Source organism: Achromobacter sp. NPDC058515, assembly GCF_042721735.1.
Taxonomy (GTDB): domain Bacteria; phylum Pseudomonadota; class Gammaproteobacteria; order Burkholderiales; family Burkholderiaceae_B; genus Achromobacter.
On record NZ_JBHXNI010000009.1, the window covers coordinates 162,049 to 174,455 of the forward strand.

Annotated in this window: 9 protein-coding genes; all 9 read left to right on the forward strand. The window is 67.9% G+C overall.

Features of this window, described 5'->3' with window-relative positions; translation table 11 throughout:
* Positions 1-9: 9 nt before the first annotated feature.
* On the forward strand, positions 10-3,240 hold the full coding sequence (locus ACFWP0_RS17170) for a multidrug efflux RND transporter permease subunit (RefSeq protein ID WP_377843979.1): 3,231 nt from the start codon (positions 10-12) through the stop codon (positions 3,238-3,240).
* Positions 3,237-4,730: an efflux transporter outer membrane subunit gene (locus ACFWP0_RS17175; protein WP_377843981.1), complete on the forward strand. Its 1,494-nt coding sequence runs from the start codon at positions 3,237-3,239 to the stop codon at positions 4,728-4,730. Before ACFWP0_RS17170 ends, ACFWP0_RS17175 begins: the two co-directional genes overlap by 4 nt.
* Entirely contained in the window at positions 4,727-5,467 is a 741-nt protein-coding gene (pdxJ, locus tag ACFWP0_RS17180; RefSeq protein WP_377843982.1) for a pyridoxine 5'-phosphate synthase, read from the forward strand. Before ACFWP0_RS17175 ends, pdxJ begins: the two co-directional genes overlap by 4 nt.
* 48 nt (positions 5,468-5,515) lie before the next feature.
* Positions 5,516-5,944 carry a holo-ACP synthase gene (gene acpS / locus ACFWP0_RS17185; protein WP_377843984.1) on the forward strand — a complete coding sequence of 143 codons (429 nt, stop codon included), beginning with the start codon at positions 5,516-5,518 and terminating at the stop codon, positions 5,942-5,944.
* Positions 5,945-5,997: 53 nt separating this feature from the next.
* On the forward strand, positions 5,998-7,056 hold the full coding sequence (gene nagZ / locus ACFWP0_RS17190; protein ID WP_377843985.1) for a beta-N-acetylhexosaminidase: 1,059 nt from the start codon (positions 5,998-6,000) through the stop codon (positions 7,054-7,056).
* Positions 7,019-8,845 carry an excinuclease ABC subunit UvrC gene (gene uvrC / locus ACFWP0_RS17195; protein ID WP_377843987.1) on the forward strand — a complete coding sequence of 609 codons (1,827 nt, stop codon included), beginning with the start codon at positions 7,019-7,021 and terminating at the stop codon, positions 8,843-8,845. Before nagZ ends, uvrC begins: the two co-directional genes overlap by 38 nt.
* Before the next feature lie 237 nt (positions 8,846-9,082).
* Positions 9,083-9,655, forward strand: a complete 573-nt coding sequence (gene pgsA, locus ACFWP0_RS17200; RefSeq protein ID WP_377843988.1) for a CDP-diacylglycerol--glycerol-3-phosphate 3-phosphatidyltransferase — start codon at positions 9,083-9,085, stop codon at positions 9,653-9,655.
* Between the two features lie 229 nt (positions 9,656-9,884).
* Positions 9,885-11,153 (forward strand): MFS transporter, encoded by a 1,269-nt coding sequence (locus tag ACFWP0_RS17205; protein WP_377843990.1) that lies wholly within the window; start codon positions 9,885-9,887, stop codon positions 11,151-11,153.
* 222 nt (positions 11,154-11,375) lie between these two features.
* Positions 11,376-12,377 (forward strand): cytochrome-c peroxidase, encoded by a 1,002-nt coding sequence (locus tag ACFWP0_RS17210; protein ID WP_377843992.1) that lies wholly within the window; start codon positions 11,376-11,378, stop codon positions 12,375-12,377.
* The last annotated feature ends 30 nt before the right edge of the window (positions 12,378-12,407 follow it).

The window sequence follows — 12,407 nt, forward strand, 5'->3', positions numbered from 1 at the left end:
TCAGCCCACATGCCGCAATTTTTTATTGATAGACCAATTTTCGCCTGGGTAGTCGCCCTGTTCATTCTGCTGGCAGGGGTGTTGGCCATCCCGAACATGCCAGTCGCGCAGTACCCCGACGTGGCGCCTCCGGCCATCACCATCACGGCAACCTATCCGGGCGCATCGTCCAAGGAAGTCGCCGAATCCGTCACCAGCATCATCGAGGACAAGCTCAACGGCGCGAAGGGCCTGATCTACTACGAGTCGGTCAGCGATTCCTACGGCACCTCGACCATCACCGCCACGTTCGCGCCCGGCACCGATCCCGACCTGGCGCAGGTGGACGTGCAGAACCGCGTATCCAACGTGATCGCGCAGCTGCCCACCGCCGTGCAGCAACAGGGCCTGCAATATGAGCAGACCAGCACGGGCTTCCTGATGATCGTCACGCTGTCGTCCGCGGACGGCTCGCTGGACCAGACCGCGCTGGCCGACTACATCACCCGCAACGTGCAGAACCCGGTGTCCCGGGTGCCTGGGGTAGGCCAGTTCCAGCTGTTCGCCGCGCCGCGCGCCATGCGCATCTGGGTGGATCCCGCCAAGCTGGTGGGCTTTAACCTCAGCATGGCTGAAGTCAACAACGCGATCGCCAGCCAGAACGTGCTGGTGTCGGGCGGCAGCATCGGCTCGCCGCCCAATCCGGACTCGCAGCGCATCACCGCGACGGTCACGGCCAACGGCCAGCTCAGCACGGTCGAAGGCTTTGGCAGGATCGTCCTGCGCGCCAACACCGACGGTTCCAAGGTGCTGCTGCGCGACGTCGCCCGCATCGAAGTGGGGGCGGACAACTACCAGTTCGGGGCCCGCCTGAACGGCAAGCCCACGGCCGCCTTCGCCATCGTGCTGTCGCCGAACGCCAACGCGCTGGCCACGGCGCAGGGCGTGCGCCAGCAGATGGAAGAGCTGTCCCAGTATTTCCCCGGCAACATCCAGTACGCCGTTCCCTACGACACCGCGCCCTACGTGAAGGTATCCATCGAGCAGGTGCTCCATACCCTGGCCGAAGCCATGGTGCTGGTGTTCCTGGTGATGTACCTGTTCCTGCAGAACGTGCGTTATACGCTGATCCCCGCGCTGGTGGTGCCGGTGGCCATGCTGGGGTCGTTCGCGGTGATGCTGGCGCTTGGGTTCTCGATCAACGTGCTGACCATGTTCGCGATGGTGCTTGCCATCGGGATTCTGGTGGACGACGCCATCGTGGTGGTCGAGAACGTTGAGCGGATCATGGCGACCGAGGGCCTGCCGCCCAAGGAGGCCACGAAGAAAGCGATGCCGCAGATCAGCGGCGCCATCATCGGCATCACGCTGGTGCTGGTGACGGTGTTCCTGCCGCTGGCCTTCATGAGCGGGTCGGTGGGCGTGATCTACCGCCAGTTCTCGGTGGCCATGGCCGTGTCGATCTTTTTCTCGGCCCTGCTGGCGCTGACCTTCACCCCGGCGCTGTGCGCCACGATCCTCAAGCCGGTGCCCAAGGGCCACCACAACGAGAAGAAGGGCTTCTTCGGCTGGTTCAACCGCAAGTTCGACGCCACCACGCACGGCTACCAGAACTGGGTGTCGCGCATCCTGCACAAGGGCGGCCGCATGATGCTGGCCTTCCTGGTGCTGGTCGTGCTGCTGGGCTGGCTGTACCTGCGCCTGCCGTCGTCGTTCCTGCCCGAGGAAGACCAGGGCTACGTGGTCAGCAACATCGAGCTGCCCACCGGCGCCAGCGCCAACCGCACGATCGAGGTGATCGAGCAGGTCGAGAAGTACTTCAGCAGCATCCCGGCGGTGGAGAACATCATTGCCGTGCAGGGCTACAGCTTCAACGGCAACGGCCTGAACGCCGCCATTGCGTTCACCACGCTGAAGGACTTCAAGGACCGCAAGGAACGCAAGGATTCCGCCGGCGCCATCTCGTTTGTCGCCTTCGAGAAGCAGCTGATGGGCATCCACGACGCCCAGGTGTTCACCCTGGTGCCGCCCGCCATCTCGTCCCTGGGCAACGCCACCGGCTTTGACCTGCGCCTGCAGGACCGCGGGTCGGCGGGCACGGATGCGCTGGCCGCGGCCACCGCCCAGCTGATGGGCGAGGCCATGAAGAGCCCGGTGCTGTCGCAGGTCCGGATCACCGGCCTGTCCGCGGGCACGCAGCTCAGCCTGAACATCGACCGCGACAAGGCAGCCGCGCTGGGCGTGGACTTCGACGAAGCGGCCACGCTGGTCTCCACGGCGGTCGGCTCGGCCTACCTGAGCAAGTTCCCCAACATGGGCCGGATGCAGAACATCTGGGTCCAGGCCGACGCGCCATACCGCATGCAGCTCTCCGACGTGCTCAAGCTGAACGCGCGCAACGCCCAGGGCGGGATGGTGCCGCTGTCCACGTTCGTGACGGCGGAGTGGGTCCAGGGGCCGGTGCAGGTGGTGCGCTACAACAGCTACGAGTCGATGCGCATCGGCGGCAGCTCGGCCGCCGGCTACACGACCGGCGAGGCCATGGAAGAAATGCAGCGTCTGGTCGCGCAACTGCCGCAAGGCTTCGGCTACGAGTGGACGGGGCTTTCCTACCAGGAACGGCAAGCGGGCAACCAGGCGCCCATCCTGATGGGCCTGTCGCTACTGGTCGTGTTCCTGGTGCTGGCCGCGCTGTATGAAAGCTGGGCCATCCCGATCTCCGTGATGCTGGTGGTGCCGCTGGGCATGCTGGGCGCGGTGGCGCTGGTCAGCGCGCTGGGCATGTCCAACGACGTGTACTTCCAGGTGGGGATGGTGACTGTGATCGGGCTGGCGGCCAAGAACGCCATCCTGATCGTGGAATTCGCCAAGGACCAGTACGCCAAGGGCATGGGGCTGCACGAAGCGGCGGTGGAAGCCGCGCGCCTGCGGTTCCGGCCGATTCTGATGACGTCGCTGGCGTTCATCCTGGGCGTGATCCCGCTGGCGCTGGCGACCGGCGCGGGCGCCGCCAGCCAGCGCGCGGTGGGTCTGGGCGTGCTGGGCGGCATGTTGGCCGCCACGCCGTTCGCCGTGATCTTCGTGCCGACCTTCTTCGTGGTGGTGCTGGGCCTGTTCAAGACCCGGCCCCGCCTGCTGGGCGCCGAACTGCGCGCCTACGAAGAAGAGCAGGCCGCCAAGAAGGCGGCGGCCGGACAGGCCGCGCCCTACACGACGCCGCAACCCGCACAACCCAACGGTGGCCAGGAGGGCAAGGAATGAAAGCCCTGAAGTTTAGACAGACCGCCTTGTCCGCCTTCGTGGCGGTGGCATTGGCCGGCTGCTCGCTGGCGCCGGACTACAAGCGTCCCGATGCGCCCGTGAGCGGCGCCTGGCCCGACCAGCCCAAGGTGGAATACGGCGCGTATACCCGCTCGACCACACTGGGCACGCAACCCTCCACGGCGGTGATGCCGCAAGAAGGCCGGCCCGCCGCCGAGCTCGGCTGGCGCGAGTTCTTCCGCGATCCGCGCCTGCAAAGCCTGATCGAGCTGTCGCTGGTCAACAACCGCGACCTGCGCGTGGCGGTGCAGCGCGTGGAAGAGGCCCGGGCCCAGTACGGCATCCAGCGCGGCGCGCAATGGCCCAGCATCGGCGCAGGCATTCAAGGCCAGCGCCAGCACCTGCCGGCCAACATGCGCGCGGGCGGCCCCGACTCCAGCTCCATCAGCAGCTCGTACCAGGCCGGCATCGGCCTGACGACCTTCGAGATCGACTTGTTCGGCCGCCTGCGCAACCTGTCCGAGGCGGCGTATCAGCAGTACCTGTCGACGGAGCAGGCGCAAAAGACCGTGCACATCACGCTGGTGGGCTCGGTGGCGCAGTCGTACTTCAACCTGCGCGCGGCCGAGGTCCAGCTCGAACTGACCCAACGCACGCTGGCCTCGCGCCAGGAATCCTACGACCTGGTCAAGCGCCGCTTCGACGGCGGCGTGGCGTCCGAGCTCGACCTGAACCAATCCAAGTCGCTGCTGGACACGGCGTCCGCCGACCTGGCGCAACTGGCCCGGGCCCGCGCCCAGGCCGTGAATGCGCTGGTGCTGCTGGTGGGGGCGCCGCTGCCGGAAACGCTGCCCGCGCCCGCCACTTTCGGCCGCGACCAGCTGCTGGCCACGGTTCCCGCCGGCCTGCCGTCCGACCTGCTGGAGCGCCGCCCCGATATCCTGGCGGCGGAAAACCAGCTGAAGGCCGCCAACGCCAATATCGGCGCGGCGCGCGCGGCGTTCTTCCCGACGATCTCGCTGACCGGCCTCCTGGGCGTGGCCAGCCCGTCGCTGGGCGACCTGTTCAAGGGCGGCCAGGGCTACTGGAGCTTCTCGCCTTCGATCACGACGCCGCTGTTCGCCGGCGGCAGCATCCGCGAAGGGCTGAGCCTGGCCAAGGCGCGCGACAATATCGCGGTGGCGCAGTACGAACAGACCATCCAGCAGGCGTTCCGCGAAGTCTCGGACGCGCTGGCGGGCGAAGCCACCTATGGGGCGCAGCTTGACGCCCAGCGCGCGCTGCAGGATTCCTCGGCGCGCACGCTGGAGCTGTCGAATTTGCGTTATACCAATGGTATCGACAGCTACTTGCAGGTGCAGACCGCGCAGGTGGACTTTTTCAATGCCCAGCTGTCGCTGGTGCAAACCGGCCTGGCCGCGCTGATCAACCGCGTGGAACTCTACAAGGCCCTGGGCGGCGGCTGGGAAGAAACGACGAAAGTGCAATGATAGAACTTGGTGTAAATATCGATCACGTTGCCACGCTGCGGCAACAACGCCACACGGTCTACCCCGACCCGATCGCCGCCGCGCTGCGCGCGGAAGACGCCGGGGCCGACCTGATCACGCTGCATCTGCGCGAAGACCGGCGCCACATCCAGGACGCGGACGTCTACGCCATCCGTCCGCTGCTGCGCACCCGCATGAACCTGGAATGCGCGGTCACGCCTGAAATGCTGGAAATCGCCTGCGCGGTCAAGCCCAGCGATGTCTGCCTGGTGCCCGAAAAGCGCACCGAGCTGACGACCGAAGGCGGGCTGGAAGTGGCGGGCGCCATGGGTCCGGTATCGGACGCCGTGGCCCTGCTGGCCGAGGCCGGCATCCGCGTGTCGCTCTTCATCGATCCGGACCCGGCGCAGATCGCCGCGGCCGCCAAGGTCGGCGCGCCCGTGATCGAACTGCACACCGGCGCCTATGCGGAAGCCGAGGGCGAGGCCGCCGAGGCGGAATTGCAGCGCATCCGCCTGGCGGTGGCCGAAGGGCTGCGCCACGGCCTGCGCGTGAACGCCGGACACGGCCTGCACTACGGCAACGTCAAGCCGGTGGCGGCGCTGGACGGCATCTCCGAACTCAATATCGGCCACGCCATCGTGGCGCAGTCGATATTCGAGGGCTGGGAGAAGGCCGTGCGCGACATGAAGGCCCTGATGGTGCAAGCGCGGCTGCAAGCGCTGCGCGGCCTGTGACCGCGGGCCCGATGACGCATTCCACCCGCTCGCCGAGCGACCACGCCCATGTCTGACGCTGCCTCCGCCACCCCTCCGGGCGCCATCGCCGGCATCGGCATGGACCTGCTGCGCATAGACCGCATCGAGCGCGCCCTCGAGCGCCATGGCGACCGCTTTGCGGAAAAGATCCTGGGCGCCGAAGAACTGCAGAAGTTCCACGCGCGCCGCGCCCGCGACCCGGTGCGCGGCCTGCGCTTCCTGGCCACGCGCTTTGCCGCCAAGGAGGCGTTCTCCAAGGCGATCGGGCTGGGCATGCGCATGCCCATGACGTGGCGGCGCGTGCAGACGCTGAATGCGCCCGGCGGACGCCCGGTGCTGGTGATCGCGCCCGAACTGCTGGACTGGTATGCCCAGCGTTTCGGCGCGGCCCATGTTTCCATTACCGACGAGTCCGACATGGCCGCCGCCTACGTGGTGGTCGAGCGCAAGCCCTGAGCGCCCGGCTCCGCCGGGCCGGCTTGCCGGACATAGACACAAGGACAGCCCCTATGGCCAAGAAGAAATCCAAGGCGGTTCTGCCCCCCGGCCCCGTGATGGTCGATGTGGCGGGATACGCGCTGACGAAGGAAGAAAAGAAGCGCTTGCGCCACCCCCTGGTGGGCGGCGTGATTCTTTTTGCCCGCAATTTCGAGAACCGCGCCCAGCTGACCGAGCTGACGCGCCAGATCCACAAGGCCCGCAAGGAGCCGCTGCTGATCCTGGTGGATCACGAAGGCGGCCGCGTGCAGCGCTTCCGCGAAGACGGCTTCACCGCCTTGCCCGCGATGCGCGAGTTGGGCGCGCTGTGGGACCGCGATCCGCTCAACGCGATGCGCCTTGCCACGGAGGCCGGCTACGTGCTGGCCGCCGAACTGCGCGCCTGCGGCGTGGATATGAGCTTTACCCCGGTGCTGGACCTGGACTACGGCGTCAGCAAGGTGATCGGCAACCGCGCCTTCCACCATGATCCGCGCGTTGTCGCGATGCTGTCGCGCGCGCTGATCCAGGGGCTGGCGCTGGCCGGCATGTCGGCCTGCGGCAAGCACTTCCCGGGCCATGGTTTCGTGGGCGCGGATTCGCACCACGAGATCCCGGTGGACCCGCGCGCGCTCGACGAGATCCTGAAGGACGACGGCGCTCCGTATGCGTGGCTGGGCGACGCCGTGCTGCCGTCGGTGATGCCGGCGCACGTGATCTATCCCAAGGTCGACAAGCATCCGGCGGGCTTTTCCAAGCGCTGGGTGCAGGAGATCCTGCGCAAGCGCCTGGGCTATGACGGCGTGGTGTTCTCGGACGACCTCACGATGGAAGGCGCGTCGGTGGCCGGCGATATCCTGGCCCGCGCCAATGCGGCGCTGCGCGCCGGCTGCGACATGGTGCTGGTGTGCAACCGGCCTGACCTGGCCGACGAGCTGCTGTCGCGCCTGAAGTTCGACCATGCGCCCGAATCCGTGGCCCGCATCCGCCGCCTGATGCCGCGTTTCGACGCGCCCGACTGGGATACCTTGCAGGCCGAAAGCCGTTACCAGAATGCCCGACGACTTCAATCTCAAATCGTTCCTGGCTGACCTGCCGCATCTGCCGGGCGTGTACCGGCACCTGGATGCGGCGGGCGAGGTCATGTATGTCGGCAAGGCGCGCGACCTGAAGAAGCGCGTCTCGTCGTATTTCCAGAAGAACCTGACCAGCCCGCGCATCGCCCAGATGGTTGCGAAGGTGGCGCGGCTGGAGGTGACGGTGACGCGCTCCGAGGCCGAAGCGCTGATCCTGGAAAACAACCTCATCAAGAGCCTGAAGCCGCGCTACAACATCCTGTTCCGCGACGACAAGTCCTATCCGTACCTGCTGATCACCGGCCATGACTGGCCGCGCATCGCCTACTACCGCGGCGCCACCAACAAGCGCGGGCAGTATTTCGGCCCATTCCCCAACGCCTGGGCCGTGCGCGAAACCATCCAGATCCTGCAAAAGGTGTTCCGCCTGCGCACGTGCGAGGACAGCGTCTTCGCCAACCGCTCGCGCCCCTGTCTGCTGCATCAGATCGGCCGCTGTTCGGCGCCTTGCGTGGGCGCCATCGAGGCGGCCGAGTACGAACGCGACGTGCAGCGCGCGGTGCGCTTCCTGAACGGGGAAGCCAAGGACGTCATGGGCGAGATCGAGGCCCGGATGCAGCAGGCCGCGGGCGAGTTGCGATTCGAGGAAGCCGCGGCGCTGCGCGACCAGATGGGATCGCTGGCGCGCGTGCTGCACCAGCAGACCATGGAGAACGTCAGCGGCGAGGACACCGACATCATCGCGGTGGCGATCGCCGGCGGCAAGGTCTGCGTGAACCTGGCGATGGTGCGCGGCGGCCGCCACCTCGGCGACAAGCCGTTTTTCCCCACGCATGCCGAGGGCGAGGCCGCGCCGCAGGTGCTGGAGGCCTTCGTGGCGCAGCACTACACCGAGAACGCGCTGCCGCCCGTGCTGGTCTGTTCCCACGCCTTGCCCGACCCGGAGCTGATCTTCCTGCTGGTGGAGCAGGCCGGCGGGCGGCCGTCGCGGGTGCTCACGCGCCCGCAGGGCACGCGCCGCTCCTGGCTGGAGCAGGCCACGAAGAACGCCGAGATGGCCCTGGCGCGCGCGCTGACCGAGTCGGGCGCCCGCGCTGGCCGCACCCTGGCGCTGGCCGAGGCGCTGGACCTGGACACGGACGAGGCCGCGCTGGACGCGCTGCGCATCGAGTGCTTCGACATCAGCCATACGGCGGGCGAGGCGACCCAGGCCTCCTGTGTGGTGTTCGAACACCACGACATGCAGCCCTCGCTCTACCGCCGCTACAACATTGCCGGCATTACGCCGGGCGACGACTACGCCGCGATGCGCCAGGTGCTGACCCGGCGCTTTGCCAAGGTGGCCGACGGCGACGCGCAGATGCCCGGCCTGGTCCTGATCGACGGCGGCAAGGGCCAGGTGGAAGTCGCCCGCAAGGTCTTCGTGGAGCTGGGCCTGGACATCCAGACCCTGGTGGGCGTGGCCAAGGGGGAAGGGCGCAAGGTCGGCCTGGAGACCCTGGTGTTCGCCGACGAGCGGCCCCCCGTGGCGCTGGGCGGCGAATCCGCCGCCCTGATGCTGATCGCCCAGGTGCGCGACGAGGCGCACCGTTTTGCCATTACCGGCATGCGGGCGCGTCGCGCCAAGGCGCGCAATGTCTCGCGGCTGGAGGAAATCGAGGGCGTGGGCGCCCGCCGGCGGCAGCGGCTGCTGGCCCGCTTTGGCGGATTCTCGGGCGTGGCCTCGGCCAGCATCGAGGACCTGGCCTCGGTGGACGGCATTTCCCAGGAACTCGCCATCCGCATCTATGAAGCGCTGCGCTGACGCCAACACGCATCCCCCTACGATGCCCCAAGACCCTTTCCCCTCCCCCGAGCAGCGCGGCCGCGCGGATCCGGCTTTGCCGGTCCGCAGCGGCGCCCCCTTGAGGGGGAAGCGCCGCAAGCGCTTCGGGGGTGGGCACCATGCAGCGGCTTCGCCGGTCCGCAGCGGCGCCCCCTTGAGGGGGAAGCGCTGCAGGCGCTTCGGGGGTAGGCCCACCTGATGTAGCATACGGACACTATGCCAATTAATGTTCCCATTATCCTGACGTGGCTGCGCATTGCCATGATTCCGCTGGTGGTCGGGCTGTTCTACCTGCCCGAGAGCTGGATGTCGGTCCCCGCGCGCGACACCCTTGCCGCATGGGCCTTCATCATTGCCGCGCTGACGGACTGGTTCGACGGCTGGCTGGCCCGCCGCTGGAACCAGACGTCGGCGTTCGGCGCCTTCCTGGATCCCGTGGCCGACAAGCTGATGGTCTGCGCCGCGCTGATCGTCCTGCTGGATCTCAGCCGCGTCGACGCCTTCATCTCGCTGATCATCATCGGCCGTGAAATCACGATTTCCGCCCTGCGCGAATGGATGGCCAAGATCGGCGCCAGCGCCAGCGTGGCGGTGCATCGCCTGGGCAAGTTCAAGACGGCCGCGCAGATGGTGGCGATTCCGTGCCTGCTGTACAACCAGCCCGTTTACGGCGTCAGCACCAAGCTGCTGGGCGATGTGCTGATCATCGTCGCCGCGGTGCTGACGGTCTGGTCGATGCTGTACTACCTGCAGCGCGCCTGGCCCGCGATCCGCGAGAAGGCCCTGTAGTCACCCAGAATGCCCCACGGCGGCCCGGCTCGCGCAAGACGGCCGCCGTGCTGATTGAAGAGCGATTCGCCGGCCCGATCCGGCACGGCCCCCCCGCCGCATTCGCCGAGAGCACGACGCCCGGGCTGCCCGGACGTTGCCGGAGACAACCCGCGAGCCGCCATGGGCGGACGCAACTTGCCGCTGCCCGCGGCCCTTTGCAATGAACACCGCTACCGCTGCAACTCCCATGCTTTCGGACGCCGCCGTCCGCCGGCGCGACTGGAAGATCATCCTGCTCATCGGCGTGGCGCACGCGTCGTCCCACTTTTTCCAGCTGGTCCTGCCGTCGCTCTATGGTGCATTGGGCATGGAGTTCGGGCTGGACTTCGCCCGCCTGGGGCTGCTGGTGTCCGCCTTCTACGTGGTGTCGGGCATCGGCCAGGCCTCGTCGGGCTTCGTGGTGGACCGGATCGGCGCGCGGCCGGTGCTGTGGTTCGGCCTGGGCTGCTTCGTGCTGTCCGGGCTGCTGATCGGCTCGGCCACGGGCTACGCCATGCTGATGGCGGCGGCGATCGTGGGCGGCATCGGCAATTCGGTCTTCCATCCGGCCGACTACTCCATCATCAACCATCGCATCACCGCGCCCCGCCTGGGCCACGCGTTTTCGGCGCACGGCCTGACCGGCAACCTGGGCTGGGCGCTCACGCCGGTGTTTATCACCTCCATCACGCTGCTGGCGAACTGGCGCGTGGCGGCCTATAGCGCCGCCGGCCTGGTGGCGCTGGTGCTGCTGCTGACGGTGCTGGGGCGCGGCCTGCTCGGCGGCCCGTCGCCGCTGGACGTCCCGGACGGCGCTCCCGCCGCCCGGCCCGCCGCCAAGCCCCAGGAGGGCGTGCTGACCACCTTGGCCGCGCTCCTGGCCAAACCGGCGCTGTGGGGCGCGTTCCTGTTCTTCGCCTGCACCTCCATCGCGCTGTCGTCGGTGCAGAACTACACGATTCCGCTGCTGGGCCAGCTCTACGACCTGTCCAAGGTGACGGCCAGCTCGGCCTTGTCCGGCTATATGGTGGCCTCGGCCGTGGGCATGGCGGCCGGCGGCTTCCTGGTGTCGGCCAACCCGCGCACGGAGCGCACCGTGATGGTGGCGCTGATCCTGGCGGGCCTGACGCTGGTGGTGCTGGCGCTGGGCCTGGTGCCTGCGGTGCTGGCGGCGCCCGTGGTGGGCCTGGCGGGCTTCTGCTCCGGCGTGGCCGCGCCGTCGCGCGACATGCTGATCCGCCGGGTGACGCCCAAGGGCTCCACCGGCTCGGTCTACGGCCTGGTGTATTCGGGCATGGACGTGGGCTCGGCCCTGGGCCCGCTCGCGTTCGGCCTGCTGCTGGATGCCGGCCTGCGCCAGGGGCCCTGGGTGGGAGCCGGCGTGGCATTCGCCGTTGCCGCCTTCCTGGCGCAGTGGATCGCCGTGCAGGCCCGGCGCGCCGAGCCGCCCGCGGCCGCAATGGCGGCGCGTTCCTGACCCAGCCTGAATCCTGACCGCCCGAACACGGCGCACGGTGCACACCGTGCGCCGTGCTGCTTTGGGCGACGCGCATCGCGGGCCATCTTTCCTTGCGCGCGGTCAAGCTCCTTGCCTGACGCGCGGCGCCGGCGCGCGCGGCTTGACGCGCCGCAAAGCCGCCGTGCCCCGCGCCCACTGTAATAACCATGCCAATAGGCAGGTTATTCACAGGAGAAGCAAATGAGAAAGCAAAGCGCGTTGCTGGCGATGGGGATCGTTCTGGGGCTGTGGGCCGGACAGGCCTCGTCCGCGTCGCAAGAACCCATTCAGCCCATCGAACCCGTGGTCATCAAGGAGCCCGCCAAGGTCGAACTGGGCAAGAAGCTCTTTTTCGACCCGCGGCTGTCGCGCTCGGGCGCGATATCCTGCAATTCCTGTCACAACCTGGGCATGGGCGGCTCGGACAACCTGAAGGCCTCCATCGGCCACCAGTGGCAGCAGGGCGGGATCAACTCGCCCACGGTGCTCAATTCCAGCCTGAACATCGCCCAGTTCTGGGACGGCCGCGCCAAGGACCTGCGCGAACAAGCGGGCGGCCCGATTGAAAATCCGATGGAGATGGCGTCGTCGCACGAGCTGGCCGTCCAGGTCCTCAATTCCATCCCGGGCTATCGGGCGGAATTCAAGCAGGTCTTCGGCAAGGACGGAATCACCATCGAGGAGGTGACGGGCGCCCTGGCCGCGTTCGAGGAAACGCTGGTCACGCCGGACTCGCGCTTCGACCAGTGGCTCAAGGGCGACAAGAAGGCGCTGACGGTGCGCGAACTGGGCGGCTACGAGCTCTTCAAGAACAGCGGCTGCGTGGCCTGCCACAACGGCGTGGCCGTGGGCGGCAATTCGTTCCAGAAGATGGGGCTGGTCACGCCCTACCTGACCGAGAACAAGGCCGAAGGCCGGGCGGCGATTACGGGCAAGGACGCGGACCGCTTCAACTTCAAGGTGCCGACCCTGCGCAACGTGGCGCTGACCTACCCGTACTTCCATGACGGCGAGGCGGCCACGCTGACGCAGGCGGTGGATGTGATGGGCCGCCTGCAGCTGGGCCGCACTTTTTCGGCGGACGAGAATGCGCAGATCGTGGCGTTCCTGAAGACGCTGACGGGCAAGCAGCCGGTGATCCAGTACCCGGTGCTGCCGCCGTCCGAAGACGGCACGCCGCGGCCCGAACCCTTCGTGAAGTAAGCAGCCGCGGCCGCCTGCCGGCGGCCGCGG